Genomic DNA, 18,851 nt, shown 5'->3' with positions numbered 1-18,851 from the left:
GACGCCGCTGCACCTCGGGCTTGCCCCGGCACCTCGGCTCGGCGGCCTGACCTGCGCCCGCATCCTGCAGATCCACGGTCGCCCCGTCACCGTCTTCGAACGCGAGGCGTCCCCAGACATCCGTTCGCAGGGCGGCTCCCTCGACATGCACGCCGACACCGGCCAGGCCGCCCTGCGCGCGGCGGGACTGTTCGACCGGTTCCGCGCCCTCGCCCGCCCCGAAGGCCAGGAGTGGCGCACGCTCGATCCCGCCACCGCCGCGCACGAGCTGCCCGCCGACGGCGACGAGGACAGGCCGGAGATAGACCGCGGCCAGTTGCGCGGCCTCATCCTGGAGTCCCTCGCCGCGGGCACCGTCCGGTGGGACCGTGCCGTCAGCGGGGTCACCCAGCTCGGCGACGGCACCTGCCGCCTGCACTTCGGCGATGGCACCACCGAGGACTTCGACCTGGTCATCGGCGCAGACGGCGCCTGGTCCCGGGTCCGCCCGGCCCTTTCGGACGCCACGCCCGACTACACCGGTGTCGCCTTCGTCGAGATCGGCATCGACGACGTCGATGTGCGCCATGCCGATTTCGCGCGGCTGGTCGGCAACGGCACCATGGTGGCGTTGGCCGGCGGCAAGGCCCTGTTCGCCCAGCGCAACAGCAACGGCCACATCCGCGGCTATGCCGCCTTCCGCGCCCCGCAGGACTGGTAGGTCACCGCCGGCCTCGACCTCGATGACACGGAAGCCGTGCGGACGCATCTGCTGAAGACCCTCGACGGCTGGGGCGAGCGCCTGCTCCATCTCCTGCGGTACAACGACGGCGGGTTCATCAACCGACCCCTGTTCGCCCTGCCCGTCCCGCACACCTGGGAGCACGTCCCCGGCATCACTCTGCTCGGCGACGCCGCTCACCTGATGCCGCCCCTGGGCCTGGGTGCCAACCTCGCCATGCTCGACGGCACCGAACTCGCCACCGCCCTCGTCACCGAGCCGGATGTCGACGACGCCGTCCGCGCCTACGAGAGCATCATGCTGCCCGTTCGGCCGAGGCCGCCCGGCAGTGCGCGCAAGGACTCGAAAACCTCATGCCCCCGACGAGCCCCGCGCAGGCGGTGCGACCGATAGCCACCAGCCGGCGCTCCAACAATGCTGATGTCCGCTGCCGTGCTCACCGATCGAGCATCAGGCGGAGGCTCTCGCTCCGCGAAACACAGACCGACATCGTGTCGCCCGCCGCGCGCTCTTCCGCGCTGAGCACGGAGCACCTCGATACCGCGGCGGCACAGGCGGACAGCTCCGGCTGACCGGGACCGCCCCCCCTACCCGTCATACTTCAGAGCTACGCGGAAGATGCACTCCCCGGAGGGACGCCGACCACGAGGCGTGATCCATAACTTCCGTACCGGAATCACGAATGACATCCGGTACGGAAGGACCATCCTCCATGGCGTCCCGCCCGCGCAGCAGCCGCCTGCACCGCACCCTGCTCGCCGCCCTCGTCGCCACATCGGTGGCGCTGCCGGTGTCGAGCGCGGCCCGCCCCTCGGCTGTCCCGGCACCCGTCCCGGCCGCCCTCACTCCACTGGGGGCCGCGACCCCCGCCGTTCTCGGCGCACGGTATGCCGTCAGCCGTGACGGCATCCGGGCCGCCGAGCGGATGGCCGCCGACCACGGCGACCGGCGGCGGGCTGCCGCACTGCGCAGCATGGCGGACCCGGGCCGCCGCTTCCTGTCCTTCGACGGCCGTGACGGCGGGCGCACCGTCGAGGTCTTCGGCGACCTGGCCCGGGCCGAGCGGATCGCCGTGCTGGTGCCGGGCTCGGACACCAACCTCGACACGTACGCGCGCTTCCGCGACGGCGCCGTGGCGCTCCAGCAGGAGTGGGGCGGCAGGTCCGCCGTCGTCGCCTGGCTGGGCTATGAGACCCCCAGAACGGTGAGTCCCGAGGTGCTGACGCCGGGACGGGCGGACGACGCAGCTCCCCAACTCGCAGCCTCCGTACGTGAGTTAACTAAGGTCAAGCCTGCCGCCCGGACCTCGTTGATCTGTCACTCCTACGGCTCGGTCGTCTGCGCCCGGGCCGCCTCGGGCCTGCGGGTCGCCGACATCGTCCTGTACGGCAGCCCGGGCGTCGGCGTCGACACCGTCGGCCAGTTGCACACCCGGGCCACGGTGTGGGCGGGCCGGGGCGCCGACGACTGGGTCGCCGAGGTACCGCACATACGGCTTCAACTCCCCTTCGCCGACATCGGGTTCGGGGTCGATCCGGTCTCACCGGAGTTCGGCGCCCGGATCTTCGCGGCGGGCGCGGGCGGCCACAGCGACTACCTGAAGCCCGGATCCGTCTCCCTGAAGAACATCGCCCGGATCGCCTCCGGCCAGGCCCCGTCCGAGGAGGGGCGTCATGCGTGACCTCGTCCGGCGGATCGACGCCGCCACCCCGCCGGGCCGTGACCGTGCCGTCGACGCCCTTCGTGCCTTCGCCATCCTCGGCGTGGTGCTCGGCCATTGGCTGGTGACCGCCCTGGTCACCGACAGCGGAACGGTGCACGGCGCCAGCCCGCTGCAGAATCTGCCCCAACTGGCCCCGGTCTCCTGGATGTTCCAGACCCTCGCCGTCTTCTTCCTGGTGGGCGGGCAGGTGGGCGCGAAGAGTTACGCATCGGCCCGCGCCCTGGGCACGACGTATCGGCAATGGTTCGGCACCCGGCTGGCCCGGCTGTTCCGGCCGGTCGCCGCCGTGCTGGTGGTGTGGGCCGTGGCGGCGGGCGCGATGCTCGCCACCGGGGTCGGCCCGGACACCCTCCACACGCTGCTCAAACTCGTCCTGTCCCCGCTCTGGTTCCTGCTGGTCTTCGCGGGGCTCACGGCGTTGACCCCGCTCGTGGCCAGGCTGCACCCGCTGTGGCCGCTGGCCATCGTGCTGCACATCGACCTGCTCCGGTTCGCCCTCGGCGGTCCGGCCTGGCTCGGCTGGATCAATGTGGCGGCGGGCTGGCTGGTCCCGTACTGCCTGGGCGCGGCCGGGGCGAGAGGTGGCCTGTCGGGGCGTACGACCGGGTGGGTGCTGCTGACCGGGGGCGCCGCAGCCACCGCGCTGCTGGTCCTGTTCGCCGGCTACCCCGCGTCCATGGTCGGGGTGCCCGGCGCCGCGATCTCCAACCTCAACCCGCCCACACTGGCTGCCGTCACCTTCGGCCTCGCCCAGTGCGGTGCGGCCCTGCTGCTGCTCGGTCCGCTGCGCCGGGTGCTCGCTCGGCCCGCCGTCTGGGCGGCGGTGGCGCTGGTCAACCTCTCGGCGATGACCGTCTTCCTGTGGCACCAGACCGCGATGATGGCGGTCACCGCGATCGGTCTGCTGGCCGGCGGGGCCCTGCCCGGCCTGCACACCGTGCCCGACGGACCGGCCTGGGTGCTCGCCAGGCTGTGCTGGCTGCCGGTGTTCGCGGTGGCGCTGCTGGTGTGCCGGGCAGCGTTTTGGACGTACGAACAGGGGAGGGGCGGCCACACCAAGGTCGTGCGTGAGCAGCGCCCCGCCCGGACCGCGGAGGTGCGGCGTGCCTAGGCCCGGCCGTCACACTCCCGCCTGCCCCGCCCTTCGGGCGAACGACCGGAGTGTGATGACAAGGCCTAGGGTGGATCTTGTGAAGAAGCAGGACGAGCACCGGCTCGTGGTCGCGCTGCGAGCGGTGTTTCGCGCCCTGCGTGAGGACCTGTGGACGACGGGGTACGACCCGGTGTCGCGCAGCGGGCGGCGATCTCGCTGGCTGGCCTGGCTGCCGGTGCTGACGGTGGCGTTGGTGCTGCTCACGGCGCTGATCACGGTATCCAACGTGGGTGTACTCGACTGGGGGGACTACCAGTTGGGAATCTGGTACTCCCTGTTGCTCGCCGGCGGCCAGTCGATGGCGCTCGTCGTCGCGATCTTCCGGCCGGTGGCGGCCTGGTGGGTGGCGACGATCGTGATGGTCGTCATCGCCTGGGTCGTGGAACCCCGGATCACCCCGGAGGCGTTGTTCCCCTTCACCGGGTCCGGGATCGTGTTGCAGGCCGCGGTGCTGTTCCTGCTGGCGTTGCGGGTCCGCCCCCGGGCCGTGGTCGAGGCGCTGACGATCAGCGTCCTGGCGGGAGTTGCCTGCAGCGCGTTCGCTTCCCGGCCGCACGACTCCGATGTCGCTCCCGCCGTCGCGATTCTCGCCACCGCGGTGGTGGTCGGCGCCTCGCTGCGCGGCCGCCAGGTGGCCCGTACGGAACTGGTCGTACAGGAGGAGATCACCGCCGAGGAGCGGGCCCGGCGCACCCTGCTGGAGGAGCGCAACCGCATCGCCCGTGAGCTGCACGACGTGGTCGCCCACCACATGTCGGTCATCTCCATCCAGGCGCAGGTCGCCCCCCATCTGGTCGAGAACCCGTCCGACGAGCTGAAGGACAACCTCGCGGGCATCCGTGAGAACGCCGTCGACGCGCTCACCGAACTGCGCCGGGTGCTGGGCGTGTTGCGCTCCGAGGACGCCCTGTCGCAGGAGGTGCGGCATGCCCCGCAGCCCACCCTCGACAGGCTGGACGAGCTGATCGGCAATGTGCGCGGCGCCGGGCTCACGGTCAGCACCGAAACCGCGGGAACGCCGCGCCAGCTCTCTCCGGGCGTCGAGCTGTCGGCGTTCCGTATCGTGCAGGAGGCGCTCAGCAACGCGATGCGGCACGCGCCCGGAGCGGAGGTGCGGGTGGCGATCGGGTACCACTCGGCCGGTCTGACCGTCCGGGTCACCAACACCGCGCCGGACGGACCGGCCACGCCCTCACAGGGCATCGGCCACGGGCTGCTCGGCATGCGCGAACGCACCGCCATGCTGGGCGGAGAGCTCGCCAACGGGCCCGTACCCGAAGGTGGTTACGAAGTAGTGGCGATGCTCCCCCTGGAGGACCAGTCATGACCATTCGCGTGCTGATTGCCGACGACCAGATGATGGTCCGCCAGGGCTTCACGGTGCTGCTCAACGCCGAACCGGGCATCGAGGTCATCGGCCAGGCCGTGAATGGCCTCGATGCCGTCGCCAAGGCCGCCGAACTCGCCCCCGATGTCGTCCTGATGGACATCCGGATGCCCGAGCTCGGCGGCATCGAGGCAACCCGCCGCATCACCGGGCCGGCCGGCGCCACCGTCAAGGTCCTCGTCCTCACCACGTTCGATCTCGACGAGTACGTGTACGAGGCGCTGCGCGCAGGGGCCTCAGGGTTTCTGCTGAAGGACGCCTCGGCCGACGAACTCGCCCAGGCGGTGAGGGTGGTGGCCTCCGGCGAAGCCCTGCTCGCCCCGAACATCACCAAGCGCCTGATCGCCGAGTTCTCCCGGGTCACCCGCGCCCCTCGCCCCCCGCTCAAGGACCGGGTCGGCGATCTGACGGAACGCGAGACCGAGGTCCTGTCCCTGATCGCCCAGGGCCTGTCGAACGCGGAGATAGCCGAGCGCCTGGTGGTCGCGGAACAGACCGTCAAGACCCACGTGGGCCGCATCCTGGTCAAGCTGGGCCTGCGCGACCGGACCCAGGCCGCGGTGTACGGATACGAGACGGGGCTGGTGCGCCCGGCCGGCTACTGAGCGAGCGGTTCCGGTCCGGCCTTTCTGCGGCGCCTGAACCGCTTTGAGGGCTTTCCTCGCTGCCGTGGGGTCGTCGTAGCCGATGACGATGAGCTCGGACATGAATGCCTCCCTCGGTCGTCATCCCGACACTTTGAACGATATGTCGACTCGCTCGATCGGGCAGAAGATGCGCGACGGGCTCTCCTGGGTTAGCGGCGACCCGCGCCGCCGCGGTCCGGCCGCGGCGGCGCGGGTCGCGCCACCGCCTCAGGATTCCGAGGTCCAGGTACCCAGGGCGATCTCGGCGGTGATGCCGGGACCGAAACCGGCCAGCAGGCCGCGGTGGCCGTCGAGGGCCGAGGCCTCGTCGAACATGCGGCCAAGGGCGTCCAGCACCACCGCGCTGGCGATATTGCCGTACTCGGTGAGCGTGGCGCGGCTGAAGCGGAACGCATCGGGCGGCACTTCGAGGAAGCGGCACAGGTCGTCCAGGATGCGCGGACCACCCGCGTGGACGATGTAGAAGTCCAGCTTGCCGGCGTTCCACTGGTGCTGTTCCGCGACGGCCCGGAGGGCCGGGGTGAGCGGCTCCATGGTCCCGGGCACGCGCTTGTCGAGCTGGAAGTGGAAGCCCGTGGACCGGACCGCGTAGGAGATCCAGTCCTCGGTGTGCGGGATGAGATACGAGCCGTTGCGTTCCAGGCGGACCCCGGTGCCCCCGTTGCCACGGACCACGGCGGCGGCGATCCCGTCGCCGAACAGGCCGTTGGACAGCAGCGATCCCACGCCCAGATCGGTGGGCTGGTAGCACAGCGAGCAGAACTCACAGGCCACGATCAGCACATTGGCGTCGGGGTACGCCGTGCAGTAGTCATGGGCCCGGTTGACGGCCGCGCCGCCCGCGGCACAGCCGAGCTGGGCGATGGGCATCTGGCGTGTCTCCGACCGGAAGCCCATCTTGTTGATGAGCCATGCGGTCAGGGACGGCATCATGAAGCCGGTGCAGGAGACGTAGATGATCAGGTCTATCTCCTGCGGCTCGAGTTCCGCCTGATCGAGTGCCTTGCGCACCACGTCCGGCACACGGGCCTTGGATTCCGCTTCGTAGATGGCGCTGCGGGCGTCGAGCCCCGGATGCTTCAGCACCGTGTCTATCGGCTGGACCAGATGTCGTTTGAGTACCCCGGTGTTCTCTATAAGACGGAGAACGAGGCCCAGCTCCCGATGGTCGCCGTGCAACCTACGGGCCAGTTCGAGGGTTTCCTCATTGGTGATGACGTAGTCGGGGACCGCTATTGCCGGTTTGCACAGAACCGCCATGGATCTCCTCCTATCGGACAATGGCCCACGCCGTGCGGCCTGGCCGGACCTGGGGTGTTAGCCGGCCGGGGGTATCCGCTGTCCGCGGCGCGAAGTGCGCGCGGAATGTGACGGGAAACGGACCGCTGGGCGGTTCGCAGGCGCCGAGCTCGATATTCCCTGGACGGATGCGCTCGGGCTGAGCGCCGAAGGTTGAGTTCTCGTCGTGCCGGGCAGGTCGTGTCCGGCACGTCGCTCTTGGCCACGAGACTTGACGCTACGCCAGACGGCTGAGGGCCGCACGTCGAGCGAAATGCCGGCCGGGATGCCGCGCATTACTCCGCTTGCCGTCCTCGGCGCGCCGACGCATCATCGAGGACGGCAGAACACCTCCAGTGCCGGCTTTGTCACCACACCACCGGCAATTCAAGCGGATAACGCCAGATGGACGTCGCATTCCAGCGCACTTCCTGCGCCGGCTTCGCCAGCCGCAGGTCGGGGAAGCGGTCCAGCAGGGTTCCGAGGGCCACTTCCAGTTCCGTGGCGGCGAGCGGGGCACCCAGGCAGTGATGTCCACCCCAGCCGAACGTCATGTGCTGTGTACCGGTGCGTTCCAGATCCAGCTCGTCGGGACGGTCGAATTTCCGGCTGTCCCGGTTGGCGGTCAGATAGGAGACGTGCACGATGTCCCCTGCCCGGATCAGCACGCCGCTCAGTTCCACGTCCTCCAGGGCGACGCGGGGGATACCGACGCCCTTGCGGAACGGAATGAACCGCAACATTTCATCGATGGCCTGCGGGAGCATCTCGGGCCGGGCCCGCACCATGGCGAGCTCCTTGGGGCGAGTGAGCAGCGTGTAGGCGATGTTGCCGATCTCGTACGTGGTGGTGTCCTGGCCGGTGATGAGCAGGACCATCGCCATGACGGTCAGTTCCCGGTCGTCGAGGATCTCGTCTCCGTCGCGGGCGGTGGCCAGCGTGCTGATCAGGTCGTCGCCGGGGTTCGCGCGCCGTTGCGCGGTCAGCGTGCTGAAGTAGGAGCGAAGCTCGGCCTTGGCGTGTACCGCGTTCTCCCGGTTGTCGATCGTGGTGTCCATCATGGTCCGTGCGTGAGCTCGCAGTTGTGCCTGGTCGGACTCGGGGATGTCGAGAACCTCGCAGATCGTGATCAGCGGCAGCGGGCCCGCCAGGTGCTCCATGAGGTCGGCGGGGGAGCCGTACTCCGCCATCCGGTCCAGCAGCTCGTCCACGACACGCTGGGTACGGACCCGCATGCGTTCGATGTGGCGCGGCGCGAAACCCTTGGAGATGAGCCCGCGCAGCCGGCTGCTGCCCGGTGGGTCCATCAGGTTGATGGCCTCGTCCTGAACGATCGGCTCAGGCGTCATCCGCGGGAAGTTCCGGCCGATGATGGCCTTGCGGCTGAAGCGGCGGTCGGTGGTGACCGTACGCACGTCGTCGTAGCGGGTGACCAGCCAGGCCTCCCCTTCACCATGGGGCAGCCGGATGCGCGCGACGGGCTCGTCGGTCAGCAGGCGCTTGAGCGTCGGGTCGAATTCGAGGGCCTCGGCATAGTCGAAGGGGCAGTTCAATGCGGACGCGTCGGGTTCCATGCGGAGCTCCAGATAGGGGATCTGACGGTGAGGTCCGGTACCTATGGGGGCTGGACGGGGCATAGGTACCCGGTCATCTGCGGTGGCGCGCACCTATTCACCTGGATTAGCCCAAATGAAGGGACGTTACCGGGTGCGGTATCGCGCATGGCTCGCCCGTGTTGCGTTCTTGGTGACGGTGTGGTGGCGCGACCGCGTGGTGGGCCGAGGCCCGGCCATCGACTCTGAGCATGCAGCCCGCCGCTCCGCGGAACGGCATACCGGATTCCCTGATGAAGCCTTCCGCTGAATTCCGTTTTCGGTTCCCCCGTGCAGTGATAAGTAAAAGATGCGGACATCTCCTGTCAGAGAATTGACGGGAAGGGAAAGCCATGCGTAAGGGCTTCACCTCTGATGTCGAGATCTGCGAGATTTCCGACAGCGAGCTGGACACCATTTCCGGTGGCATAGCCATAGCCATCGCCATCGCCATCGCCATCGCCGGTGCCGACGTCGACGGCCACGGTGCGTCGGTGAGCATCGGTGACGCGGTCGGGACCGCCCAGTCCCTCGTGCCCTCCGTGCCCGTCGCGCAGCTCGCCGCCCTCGCCACCGTGCAGACCAGCGGCGTCTGACAGCGCCCTTCGCGGTATGGCTTCAGGGCCGGCGGCATTACTCGGCCCGCTGGTGCATCTCGATACCGGCAGAGCCGGCCAGAACCCCGGAACCTCCAGTTCCGGGGTTCACGCATGGCGTCCGCAGGAAAAGGAAGAGCCTTTGCGGCGGAGTGCTCGGATCTGCGGGTATGTGTGCTGAGGTGGTGGACCCCGGGGTTTCGCGACAAGGAGCGGTGGCGATGGAGCGGACGACATGCTGTGTGGTGGGTGGCGGCCCCGCCGGGATGGTCCTCGGCCTGCTGCTGGCCCGGGCCGGGGTGGAGGTCACGGTCCTCGAGAAGCACGGCGACTTTCTGCGCGACTTCCGCGGCGACACCGTGCATCCCTCCACCCTGGCGCTGCTGGAAGAGCTGGGCCTGGCCGAGCGGTTCGCCCGTCTGCCGCAGCGGCGGGTGACGACGGTTCAGCTGCCGCTCGGCCCGGATCGTTCACTGGTGACCGTCGGAGACATCGGCGCGCTGCCGGGCAGGTACAACTACATCGCCATGGTGCCGCAGTGGGACCTGCTCGACCTCCTGGCGGACGAGGCCCGGAAGGAGCCGTCCTTCTCCGTACGGATGAGCACCGAGGCGACCTCCTTCCTGGTGGAGCGCATGGAGGCACCCCCTGCGCATGGGGGTCCCCCCGCTCGAGCAAAGCCGAGAGTGGGGGAGAAGCCGGGAGCTGGGGGGAGGGTCACCGGAGTGCGGTACCGCACGTCCGACGGCCGTACCGGTGAGCTGAGGGCCACCCTCACGGTGGCCTGCGACGGCCGGGGCTCGCTGGCCCGGTCGCTGCCCGAACTGGGACTGCGGAGGTTCACCTGCCCGATGGACGCCTGGTGGTTCCGGCTGCCGCGGCGCGAGGGCGATCCGCACGGGCTCGTAGGAGGCGTCGGCGACCGGTTCCTCACCGCCATGATCGACCGCGGGGACTACTGGCAGTGCGCCGGGCTGATCCCCAAGGGAACGGACGCCGAGCGCCGCGCCGCCGGACTTGAGTCGTTCATGGCCGACTTCACGGCCGCCGCTCCATGGCTCGCGGACCGGGTGCACGCGCTGCGGTCCTGGGACGAGGTCAAGCTGCTCGACGTACGGCTGGACCGCCTCCGGCGCTGGCACCGCCCGGGGTTGCTGTGCATCGGCGACGCGGCGCATGCGATGTCACCGGTCTTCGGTATCGGCATCAACCTCGCCGTCGAGGACGCGGTGGCCGCCGCCCGGTATCTCGTCGAGCCGCTGCTCGGAGGTGCCGTGGGCCTGCGCGACGTACGCGGGGTCCAGCGCCGCCGGTGGCCGACCACCGCCCTGACCCAGGCGCTTCAGCGGTTCGCCCACGCGCGGGTCATCGAACCGGTGCTGACGGGCCGGCCGCCCTTCGGCAACCCCAAGCGCGCCCAGCGGATGACCGAACTGCTCACCACCTCGCGATGGCTGAACCGGGTGCCGGCGTACTTCCTCGCCTACGGTGCCGTACGCGAACGCCCGCCGGCCGCGTCGGTGCGCTGAACGGCGTCCCTCGCCCGCCCGGTCAACACGGCGCGGAAACCGGGCTGTTCCGCCAGGAGCGGAGCCCGAGCAGCCGCTCTCCGAGCGGAGTCAGCACGGCCACCGGATCCTGCTTCTCCCGGCCCCGAGGGTCGCCGGGGAAGGCCGGATTCTTCGGGGCTGTCTTCTCACGCCATGACGTGATGCGCTCCTGCACGAGTGCGGTGTTGCTCTCGTCGGCGGGGAACATGCTGACGTACTGAGCGAGGCGCACCTGGCGCTGCGAGGTGTTCTCCCGTACGCCGTGGGCCAGCAGGCTGTTGAAGATCAGCAGGTCACCCGCGTTCGTCGGCAGTGGGGTGGGCTCGCCCAGGCCGGCCGTGTCGGGACGCCAGGGGTCGCGGTCCACGGGCTGCTTCGCCAGCCACTCGCCGAACCCCCGGAACAACTCCGGGTAGGCCTGTGTACCGCCCATCTCGGGATCGGTGTCCACCAGCGAAACGACCCCCTGAACCCCGAAGGGGAGGGGATCGACGGAGGTGTCGATGTCCCAGTGGATGAAGCCCGTGAACGTCCGGTTGCGCCGGTTGGGCGGGTTGAGGTTGGCGCGGTCGAGCGTGACCCACAGGTCCTCGCGGTCCCAGATGTCGACGAACGCGTCGTAGAGCCGGGGCTCCTGGCGGATGTCCCATAGGTTCTGGTGCTGGTAGATCTCCACCATGCCGCTGCCGGCCACATCCCGCATGGCACGGTTCTCGGCGTCGGGCCGGTACCAGGCTTCCTCGTCGTGCGGATCGAGGCCGGTGAACTCCCACAGGGTTGCGGCGAGACGCTCCATCTTCTCCTGCGGTACCACGTCACGCACGATGACATAGCCCCATCTCTTCCAATGCGCCCAGCCCTCCGTGGTCAGGACGCGGAACGGCAGTTCCTTCTCCAGGTCGTACATCGGGTCCCTGGCCATGACGCGCCTCCCGGGTTCGCCGTGAGCTGGCCGAAATGCGTCATGTTTAAAGGGGGACATACGGGATGGAATGCGTCAAGAGGCTCATCGAGCAGGGCGAATGAGGTAGCGGTACGCTGGGTTTACGACACTTGGGGCGCCTCGTCGCGCCTGTGGACGGGCGCCCCGCGGGCGCCGTCGCGCCGATGGTGCGGCGGCGTCAGGTCGTCCTCGCGCCACCGCACCGGGCGTCGTTCCCGGAGTGGCTCAGGGCAGCAGGGTGTCGAGGAAGGCGTTGGCGAACACCCGTGCCGGATCATAGGAGTTGAGGGTGTCCCGGGCGGCGCGCCAGTCGTCGAACGCCGCCGGTACGGTGCGGCTCAGCGTGGCGGGATCCGTCCACGGTCCGCTGTCCGTGTAGGCCCAGCCCTTGGACCACTCCGGGCGTACGGTCGCGTACGAGCCCGTGTAGGTCTGCCAGATCCACTGTTCCAGCTCGCGGAAGAACGGGCTCGCGCCGGGCGTGCCCGGATAGGTGGCGAAGTCGAGCCACACCACGGTGTCCCACTCGGGATGGTCGGGGTGGGCGCGGGCCGGGGACAGGAACGGGCCGTCGAGGGGATCGGTGCCGGTGATACGCAGCTCGATCGGGCCGTTGACCGGGTAGGACCCGCGGCTCTGGTGAGCGGCCAGCACGCTCTGGTAGCGGGAGTGGAAGTCATTCACCACGCGCTGCACATTCGCCCTGGAGGTCAGTACCGCCCACCCCGCTTCGACGATCCGCAGGGTCGTCGGCTCCACGTACAGCAGGCTGTTCTTCGACCAGCCCCAGACGTCCCAGGTACCGGTGACGATCAGCCCGGAGCCGACGATGGACATGGCGAGCTTGGTGAAGGCGGGCGTCTTGTCGCCCCCGCCCGCGGCGATCTCCCCGAGCAGCTTCGACATGTCTTCGGTGACGCGGTTGGCGAAGGTGTAGGCGTACGGGGTGTCGATCTGCTTGGCGAACAGCGGTTTGGTGGGCGCCACGCTCCACACCTTCAGCCAGGGCACATCGGTGAACGGGAACCAGATCGCCTCGATGCGCCCGGTGCTGTCCAGGTAGGAGCTGATCGTGCGGCCCCCGGCGCCGGGTGGTCCGAAGACGGTGGCCACGTTCACGTCGTACCAATTCTGGCAGCGCAGCCGGGTGTTCGCCGCGGCGGTCATCGTCACCTCGGTGATGAATGCGCGGCCCAGGTGGACGAGGAAGGCGCGGATGTCCGGGTCGGAGCGGGTGAAGGTCTTGAGCACGTAGCGGCCGTCCGTCGCGCTCCACACCACGGCGGTGAGGGAGGTGACCAGCGAGCTCAGGGTGCCGAAGCCGGAGCCCGTCGGCGGGTGTTCGGTGGCGGTGGGCAGGCCGGTGCCATGGCCGCCGATGGCGAGCACCCCGCCGATGGTGAGGTCGCCCGGTGCGGTGGTGGTGGCGAGGCCGAGCCCCGACTCCTCCAGGCGGGCGAGGATGGTGTCGAGGGTCGCGCCCGCCTGCGCGGTGACGCTCCCTGGGCTGCCGCCGCGCACACCGACCGCGGTGAGGTGGGAGGTGGTGTCGACGATGACCGTACGGGTGGTGTCGGCGCCGGCGGGTACCACCAGCGGCGACCAGGTGTGGCCCTTGCCCCGGGCCCGTAACCGGTAGCTGTGCTCATGAGCCCAGTTCGCGAGGGTGACGACGTCGTCGGGGGTACGGGCCGTAGCCGTCCAGACGTTCTCGACGACGATCTCCAACGACCAGTTCCTGAAGGCCTGTTGGGAGAGCGGGATGCCGGCGGGGAAGCCGGGCGGAGGGGTGAGAGTGGCCGCTGCGCTGCCCGCGGGGATGCGATGAGCGGGCTGGAGCCCGGCTGCCGTGGCGAGTCCCGCGGCGGCGGCCCCGGTCAGGAGCGTGCGGCGGGTGAGGGAGTTTTTTCGAGCGCTGTCGTCGGACATGGCTGTCCTTCCGGCACGCGGCGCGCCGCCCCGCTGCACCGCGCACGGATCGTAGGGAGACCGTACGAGCGCCCCGGTGCGGTGGGGGTGCCGGAAGGGTAGGTTGACGGGCCGTCAGTTGCAAGAGCCGTGCGCAAGGTCGTGGGAAGGGCCGTGCGCAAGAGCTGTGCGCAAGGGCCGCGTGGCGATGGCCGATGGCTGTGCGGCGATCGCCGTTCAGGTCCGGCTGACGGCTTGCGCGAAGTCGAACACGTTGTCCGGGTCGTAGTCGTGCGCGACGGAGCGGAGGCGTTCCAGATTCGGGCCGTAGTAGGCCTTCGCCCAGTCGGGCAGGGCCGGGTCGATGTAGTTCACATAACCGCCCCCGATGCCCTGGGAGTTCAGATCCGCCACGACCTCGCCGACGTTGCGCGTCACCTCGGCCTCGGACGCCGCGGTGGCCCCCGCGTAGATCTGGGCGGTGGCGAATGCGGTGCGGTGCGGGAAAGCGGTCTGCCGGACACCCACATCGGCCACCGCGCCGCCGAGCGCGTCGAGGATGATCGCCATGTCCGTGCGGCCGGTGAGCAGACCGGCCAGGGCGGCAGGATCGGGGGTGGGCGCGCTCAGAACCCGTGACGAGGCGACGAACGACTCCCGGTCCGGCCTGCCGGAGAAGAAGCGCATGGCATTGAAGTAGTCCCGGTCCTGGACGGTTCGGCGGTTGGGCAGGACGCCGGAACGCGAGACCAGATCGTCCAGCAGCGGACTGCAGGTGCTGCTCGGCCCGACGAAGCAGCCGGCCACCCGGCAACTCGGCGGGCTCCCGCCCGAGATATTGAGGTTTGCCCACAGCTCCCGGGGTGCGGCCGTGATCCACGGTTGCCATGCGCTCAGTACCTCGGCCACCTTCCCCGCCGGGAAGCCGACCACGAACACCGTCAGCGCCGGAGCCGGATCGGTCGCAAAGGTGAACTGTGTGACGACCCCGAAATTACCGCCGCCACCACCGCGCAGGGCCCAGAACAGGTCCGGGGTCCGCGTGGCGGAGGCCGTGTGCGTTCTTCCGTCCGCGGTGACGATCTCGGCCGCCAGGAGGTGGTCACACGTGAGCCCGAACTTGCGTTGCAGTACGCCGATCCCGCCGCCCAGCGTCACCCCGGCGATGCCGACGGTGAAGCAGGAGCCTCCCGGCAGGCAGCGGTTCGCCTGGCCGAGGCCGCTGTACACATCCCGCAGCACCGCGCCGGCGCCGACGGTCGCGGTGCCGTCCGGCTGGACCTCCACGGCCGACAGACGCCGCAGGTCAAGGGTGAGACCGCCGTGCGGCGCCGAGTAGCCGACGTAGGAGTGCCCACCGCTGCGGGCGGCCAGCGGAACCCGGTTCCCGGCCGCCAGCACCGCCTCGCTGACATCGGCCACCGACGCGCACTGCGCCACCGCGGCCGGTATGTGGTCGTCGTTGAGCGGGTTGAACAGCTTCCGGGCGTCGTCGAACCCGGGATTTCCCGGCCGCAGCAAGGCTCCGCGCATCCGCCGCCGTAATTCGTCCCAGTCCACCGCGTCCGCGTAGGGGGTCTCCTCGCCTGTCCGGGCCTGTGTGCCGGCCCGGGGCGCGTGGAACAGCGAGTCCCGCGCCATGGCCACCATCTCCTCTGCGGAGTTCAAGGAAGGCGGGTAAATGCCCGGCTCATACGGATATCTTCACGTTAACACGGTGTGATCACCCCCTCCAGTTGAGCGCGAAGCTTGAGCGCGGAGCCGGAACTCGGCCTGTGCGGTGCGGCGTTGGTTGATTCGCTCCGGGAGCGGGATGTCGCCCCAGGCGTACGTGCGAGGTCCGGCCCAGCGGTCCGCCGCAGGCAATCCGAGCGTCCCAAGGATACCCCCGGGGGTAACCGTGCTACCGTCGAAACATACCCCCGGGGGTACATATGATGAGAGGAGCGCCCAGGTGTTCTTTGTCGACACCATCGAGCTGGCAGGGCTCGGGAATCGCAGCTATGTCGCCGGCGGTGCCCGGGCGGCTGTCGCCGTGGACCCGCCGAGGGACATCGATCAGGTGATCGCGGCGGCTGCCCGGCGAGGGGTGCGCATCGCGCATGTCGTGGAAACGCACATCCACAACGACTACGTCACCGGCGGCCTGGAGCTGGCCCGGATCACCGGCGCCGCCTACCTGGTCCCGGCCGCGGCGCGGGTCTCCTTCGTACGGGTACCCGTCCAGGACGGGGACACCCTGGAGATCGACTCCGGCCTGGTCCTGCGCGCCATGGCCACCCCCGGCCACACTCCGCACCACACCTCCTATGTCCTGGAGGAGGCCGGAACGGCCGTTGCGGCGTTCACCGGCGGATCCCTGCTCATCGGCACGGTCGGCCGGCCGGATCTCGTCGAGCCGCGGCTCACCGCGCAGCTGGCCCGCGATCAGCACGCCTCCGCACACCGGCTCGCCGCCGAACTGCCCGACGAGACACCCGTGTTGCCCACACACGGATTCGGCAGCTTCTGCTCCTCCTCCCAGGCCGGGGGCGACGCCACGACCATCGGCAAGGAGAAGGCGGTCAACGAGGCGCTCCTTCGGGACGTGGACACCTTCGTCCGCCATCTGCTGGCGGGCCTGGAGGACGTGCCCGCGTACTACGCGCACATGGGTCCGGCCAATGCCGCCGGGCCGGCCCCCGTCGACCTGACCCCGCCCGCCGTCGCCGATGCCGACGACATCGCCGCCCGGCTTGCCGCGGGGGAGTGGGTCGTCGACCTGCGCAACCGCGTGGCCTTCGCCCGGGGCCATGTCGTGGGCTCCTACAACTTCGAGGGCGACGGCAAGGTAGCGACGTACCTGGCCTGGATGATTCCGTGGGGCAAGCCCGTGACCCTGCTCGCCGCATCACCGGAGCAGCTGGCGGCGGCCCAGCGTGAACTGGTCCGCGTCGGCATCGACCGGCCCGCCGCCGCGGCGACCGGGGAACCCGCGTCCTGGATCCGGGACGGGGAGTCGCTGAGCTCCTTCCGGCGCGGCACGTTCGCCGATCTGGCGGCCCGCGAGGCCGACGACGACATCGTCGTACTGGACGTCCGCCGGGACTCCGAGCGCGCCGGCGGGCACATCGAGGGCTCGGTCCACATCCCTGTCCACGCCCTCCCTCAGCGGCTCGACGAGATCCCCGCGGGAGAGGTGTGGGTGCACTGCGCCGGCGGTATGCGCGCCGGGATCGCGGCGTCGCTGCTCGATGCCGTGGGCCGCGAGGTCATTGCCGTGGACGATGCGTTCGGCGCAGCCGCCGAGGCGGGGCTCACCGTCATCACCAGCTGATCCGTGCGCCGTTCGGAAACCGGAATCGGACGCGTGCGCATCCGGTGGGGCACGGTCCGGCAGGGAGCCACCGCAGCATGCGAGACGCAGAGGAGTATCGATGTCATTCTTCCGAGGCGGCCCGGGCCGGGTGAACGTCCAGCAGACGGCGGAGCGCACCACCGCCGGCGGCGATGCCGTCGGTGTGATCGGCGGGATGCGGGCATGGGCCGGGGCAGGCCTCCCGGTGGTGGACCAGTGGTGCGATGGCGGCTCGATAGCGTGAGTACTCTGCTGCTCGCGCTGGCCGCCGGTGCCGTCATCGGACTGGCGCTCGGGGCGCTCGGGGGCGGCGGCAGTGTGCTGGCCGTCCCCGCTCTGATCTACCTGCTCGGATTCACCCCGGCCGCCGCGACCACCGCGAGCCTGGTCATCGTCACCGCCACCTCGGCCACCGCCCTGTACGCGCACACCCGCGACGGCAACGTCCACTGGGGTACCGGAAGTCTCTTCGCCATGGCGGGTATCGTCCCGGCCATGCTGGCCGGAACACTGGCGGGGCAGGTGCCCGCGGCCCTGCTGACGTGCGCCTTCGCCGTCATCGCAGTGCTGGCCGCGCTGCGTATGCTCAGGCGGCGGGACGGCGGCGACGGCGATCGCCCGGTCCGGCCGGGGCGGGCCGCCGCTGCCGGCGCCGGACTCGGCGCGGTCACCGGCTTCCTGGGCGTCGGCGGCGGCTTCCTCGCCGTACCGGCGCTGGCGAGCGTCCTCGGCCTGCGGATGCGAGCCGCGGTCGGCACCAGCCTGCTGGTCATCACGGTCAACTCGCTGGCAGCACTGGCGGCCCGCGCGGGCACCGCCGACGGTCTGCGCTGGGCGGTCATCGGCCCGTTCGCCGGAGCGGCCGTACTCGGAGCCTGGGACGGCAAACGCCTGGCCGCGAAGGTCTCCGGTGGTCTGTTGCAGCGGATCTTCGCGGTGGTGCTGCTGGCCCTGGCCGTGTTCATGCTGATCGACTCGGCGCTATGAAACGCGGGCGCATGCGGTGGAACAGCCGGCGCGGTACGCCGACCGGGAGCCGGCGAATCAGAACGCCGTCAGGCGAGCGCATCCCGTCAGGCGAGCGAAAGGAACAGCTTCTCCAGGCGGGCCCGCATCTGCTCGCGGTCCTCACCGGTGTTCTTGCTGCCGTCGATGTCCGTCAGACACTGCTGCAGACCGGTGGCAATGATCGCGAAGCCCGCCCGGTCGAGCGCGCGGGACGCGGCGGCGAGCTGCGTGACGACCTCTTCGCAGTCGCGCCCTTCCTCGATCATCCGGATCACTCCGGAGATCTGGCCCTGTGCCCGGCGCAGCCGGTTCAGCACGGCTCTGAGTTCCGTACCCGCGAGATCCAGCTCCACCATCACTCCTCGAAAAAATACCCCTAGGGGTAATGTACTCCCCCGCTCGGGGCACCGCCGACAATCAAGGATGGCACCCGTGACCACCCCCCTTTCCCTCGACATCGGCCAGGCCCACTCCCGGCTGCACGACTTGACCGTCATCGACGTACGCACACCCGGCGAGTACGCCTCCGGCCATCTGCCCGGCGCCCTCAACATCCCCCTCGACCAGATCAGGCGCGCCCTGCCCGCGATCGAACAGGCGGCGTCCCGCGCAGACATCCTCGTGGTGTGTGCGTCCGGCGCCCGCTCCGAGAACGCCTGCCGGACCCTCGCCGACCACGGCATCAGCGCCGCGTCCCTCACAGGAGGCACGGGCGCCTGGGCGGCCGAGGGTCACGACCTGCACCGCCCCGAAGGCTCCGTGCGCGCTGTCTGGGGAATGGAGCGCCAGGTGCGGCTGGCCGCCGGCGCGCTCGTCCTGACCGGCCTCGGCCTGGGCCTCGTCCACCCGGCCTTTCAGCTGATCTCGGCGGGCATCGGCGGAGGATTGGTCTTCTCGGCGGCGACCAACACCTGCGGTATGGCTGCCGTTCTCGGCAAGCTGCCGTACAACCGCCCGCGCGGCGCTGACCTCGACACGACCCTCGCGGCACTGAGCGGACGCTGAAGC

18 protein-coding genes are annotated in these 18,851 nt (G+C 70.1%); 12 read left to right on the top strand and 6 right to left on the bottom strand.

The annotated features are described in order from the left end of the window. The first annotated feature begins 7 nt into the window (after nucleotides 1-7). The 6 genes from KI385_RS44170 to KI385_RS05025 all read left to right on the top strand — a co-directional run bounded on the left by KI385_RS44170 (nucleotide 8) and on the right by KI385_RS05025 (nucleotide 5,589). Nucleotides 8-700 carry an FAD-dependent oxidoreductase gene (locus tag KI385_RS44170; RefSeq protein ID WP_342593519.1) on the top strand — a complete coding sequence of 231 codons (693 nt, stop codon included), beginning with the start codon at nucleotides 8-10 and terminating at the stop codon, nucleotides 698-700. A gap of 36 nt (nucleotides 701-736) precedes the next feature. Next, the gene (locus KI385_RS44165; RefSeq protein WP_342593434.1) at nucleotides 737-1,114 is read left to right on the top strand and encodes an FAD-dependent oxidoreductase; all 378 of its coding nucleotides are present in this window, start codon (nucleotides 737-739) and stop codon (nucleotides 1,112-1,114) included. A 319-nt stretch (nucleotides 1,115-1,433) separates the two neighbouring features. Continuing rightward, complete coding sequence (locus KI385_RS05040) at nucleotides 1,434-2,402, top strand: alpha/beta hydrolase (RefSeq protein ID WP_238571017.1); 969 nt, start codon at nucleotides 1,434-1,436, stop codon at nucleotides 2,400-2,402. Then, the gene (locus tag KI385_RS05035) at nucleotides 2,395-3,555 is read left to right on the top strand and encodes an acyltransferase family protein (protein ID WP_238571016.1); all 1,161 of its coding nucleotides are present in this window, start codon (nucleotides 2,395-2,397) and stop codon (nucleotides 3,553-3,555) included. The genes KI385_RS05040 and KI385_RS05035 overlap by 8 nt, the downstream gene beginning before the upstream one ends. A gap of 79 nt (nucleotides 3,556-3,634) precedes the next feature. Then, entirely contained in the window at nucleotides 3,635-4,924 is a 1,290-nt protein-coding gene (locus tag KI385_RS05030; protein ID WP_425356869.1) for a sensor histidine kinase, read from the top strand. Beyond that, nucleotides 4,921-5,589, top strand: coding sequence for a response regulator (locus KI385_RS05025; protein ID WP_238571014.1), 669 nt, complete (start codon nucleotides 4,921-4,923; stop codon nucleotides 5,587-5,589). Before KI385_RS05030 ends, KI385_RS05025 begins: the two co-directional genes overlap by 4 nt. A 249-nt stretch (nucleotides 5,590-5,838) precedes the next feature. On the opposite strand, the gene KI385_RS05020 is transcribed toward KI385_RS05025, so the two are convergent. Both KI385_RS05020 and KI385_RS05015 read right to left on the bottom strand, forming a co-directional pair. Further along, nucleotides 5,839-6,891: a type III polyketide synthase gene (locus KI385_RS05020; RefSeq protein WP_238571013.1), complete on the bottom strand. Its 1,053-nt coding sequence runs from the start codon at nucleotides 6,889-6,891 to the stop codon at nucleotides 5,839-5,841. A 386-nt stretch (nucleotides 6,892-7,277) separates the two neighbouring features. Beyond that, entirely contained in the window at nucleotides 7,278-8,483 is a 1,206-nt protein-coding gene (locus KI385_RS05015; RefSeq protein ID WP_238571012.1) for a cytochrome P450, read from the bottom strand. Between the two features lie 371 nt (nucleotides 8,484-8,854). Here KI385_RS05015 and KI385_RS05010 point away from each other — a divergent pair, with 371 nt between their 5' ends. Together KI385_RS05010 and KI385_RS05005 are read left to right on the top strand one after the other, a co-directional pair. Further along, complete coding sequence (locus KI385_RS05010; protein ID WP_238571011.1) at nucleotides 8,855-9,097, top strand: hypothetical protein; 243 nt, start codon at nucleotides 8,855-8,857, stop codon at nucleotides 9,095-9,097. A gap of 221 nt (nucleotides 9,098-9,318) precedes the next feature. After that, nucleotides 9,319-10,626, top strand: coding sequence for an FAD-dependent oxidoreductase (locus tag KI385_RS05005; RefSeq protein WP_238571010.1), 1,308 nt, complete (start codon nucleotides 9,319-9,321; stop codon nucleotides 10,624-10,626). Between the two features lie 22 nt (nucleotides 10,627-10,648). Here the strand turns inward: KI385_RS05005 and KI385_RS05000 are convergent, their stop codons facing one another. The 3 genes from KI385_RS05000 to KI385_RS04990 all read right to left on the bottom strand — a co-directional run bounded on the left by KI385_RS05000 (nucleotide 10,649) and on the right by KI385_RS04990 (nucleotide 15,166). Continuing rightward, complete coding sequence (locus KI385_RS05000; protein WP_238571009.1) at nucleotides 10,649-11,569, bottom strand: phytanoyl-CoA dioxygenase family protein; 921 nt, start codon at nucleotides 11,567-11,569, stop codon at nucleotides 10,649-10,651. A 246-nt stretch (nucleotides 11,570-11,815) separates the two neighbouring features. Then, nucleotides 11,816-13,519: a cholesterol oxidase substrate-binding domain-containing protein gene (locus KI385_RS04995; RefSeq protein ID WP_238571008.1), complete on the bottom strand. Its 1,704-nt coding sequence runs from the start codon at nucleotides 13,517-13,519 to the stop codon at nucleotides 11,816-11,818. Between the two features lie 216 nt (nucleotides 13,520-13,735). Further along, complete coding sequence (locus KI385_RS04990; RefSeq protein WP_238571007.1) at nucleotides 13,736-15,166, bottom strand: FAD-binding oxidoreductase; 1,431 nt, start codon at nucleotides 15,164-15,166, stop codon at nucleotides 13,736-13,738. A 286-nt stretch (nucleotides 15,167-15,452) separates the two neighbouring features. On the opposite strand from KI385_RS04990, the gene KI385_RS04985 reads away from it, so the two are divergent. From KI385_RS04985 to KI385_RS04975, 3 genes are all read left to right on the top strand, one after another. Beyond that, nucleotides 15,453-16,814: an MBL fold metallo-hydrolase gene (locus KI385_RS04985; RefSeq protein WP_238571006.1), complete on the top strand. Its 1,362-nt coding sequence runs from the start codon at nucleotides 15,453-15,455 to the stop codon at nucleotides 16,812-16,814. A 100-nt stretch (nucleotides 16,815-16,914) separates the two neighbouring features. Then, nucleotides 16,915-17,079 (top strand): hypothetical protein, encoded by a 165-nt coding sequence (locus KI385_RS04980; protein ID WP_238571005.1) that lies wholly within the window; start codon nucleotides 16,915-16,917, stop codon nucleotides 17,077-17,079. Beyond that, the gene (locus KI385_RS04975) at nucleotides 17,076-17,822 is read left to right on the top strand and encodes a sulfite exporter TauE/SafE family protein (RefSeq protein ID WP_238571004.1); all 747 of its coding nucleotides are present in this window, start codon (nucleotides 17,076-17,078) and stop codon (nucleotides 17,820-17,822) included. The genes KI385_RS04980 and KI385_RS04975 overlap by 4 nt, the downstream gene beginning before the upstream one ends. 86 nt (nucleotides 17,823-17,908) lie before the next feature. Here the strand turns inward: KI385_RS04975 and KI385_RS04970 are convergent, their stop codons facing one another. After that, on the bottom strand, nucleotides 17,909-18,196 hold the full coding sequence (locus KI385_RS04970) for a metal-sensitive transcriptional regulator (protein WP_238577567.1): 288 nt from the start codon (nucleotides 18,194-18,196) through the stop codon (nucleotides 17,909-17,911). Between the two features lie 79 nt (nucleotides 18,197-18,275). Here KI385_RS04970 and KI385_RS04965 point away from each other — a divergent pair, with 79 nt between their 5' ends. Beyond that, a complete protein-coding gene (locus KI385_RS04965) occupies nucleotides 18,276-18,848 on the top strand; it encodes a rhodanese-like domain-containing protein (protein ID WP_238571003.1) in 573 nt (190 codons plus the stop codon). Nucleotides 18,849-18,851 lie beyond the last annotated feature (3 nt).

Source organism: Streptomyces inhibens (assembly GCF_022221585.1).
Classification (GTDB): domain Bacteria; phylum Actinomycetota; class Actinomycetes; order Streptomycetales; family Streptomycetaceae; genus Streptomyces; species Streptomyces inhibens.
The sequence above is the reverse complement of the archived record's forward strand: the minus strand, read 5'-3'. Positions and strand labels throughout refer to the sequence as shown.

What these genes read in the sequence shown, in the direction of transcription:
- KI385_RS05035 (WP_238571016.1), top strand. Translation starts at nt 2,395, where the DNA reads ATGCGTGACCTCGTCCGGCGGATCGACGCCGCCACCCCGCCGGGCCGT.
- KI385_RS05005 (WP_238571010.1), top strand. Translation starts at nt 9,319, where the DNA reads ATGGAGCGGACGACATGCTGTGTGGTGGGTGGCGGCCCCGCCGGGATG.
- KI385_RS05025 (WP_238571014.1), top strand. Translation starts at nt 4,921, where the DNA reads ATGACCATTCGCGTGCTGATTGCCGACGACCAGATGATGGTCCGCCAG.
- KI385_RS04995 (WP_238571008.1), bottom strand. Translation starts at nt 13,519, where the DNA reads ATGTCCGACGACAGCGCTCGAAAAAACTCCCTCACCCGCCGCACGCTC.
- KI385_RS05020 (WP_238571013.1), bottom strand. Translation starts at nt 6,891, where the DNA reads ATGGCGGTTCTGTGCAAACCGGCAATAGCGGTCCCCGACTACGTCATC.
- KI385_RS05040 (WP_238571017.1), top strand. Translation starts at nt 1,434, where the DNA reads ATGGCGTCCCGCCCGCGCAGCAGCCGCCTGCACCGCACCCTGCTCGCC.
- KI385_RS05000 (WP_238571009.1), bottom strand. Translation starts at nt 11,569, where the DNA reads ATGGCCAGGGACCCGATGTACGACCTGGAGAAGGAACTGCCGTTCCGC.
- KI385_RS05015 (WP_238571012.1), bottom strand. Translation starts at nt 8,483, where the DNA reads ATGGAACCCGACGCGTCCGCATTGAACTGCCCCTTCGACTATGCCGAG.
- KI385_RS05010 (WP_238571011.1), top strand. Translation starts at nt 8,855, where the DNA reads ATGCGTAAGGGCTTCACCTCTGATGTCGAGATCTGCGAGATTTCCGAC.
- KI385_RS04980 (WP_238571005.1), top strand. Translation starts at nt 16,915, where the DNA reads ATGTCATTCTTCCGAGGCGGCCCGGGCCGGGTGAACGTCCAGCAGACG.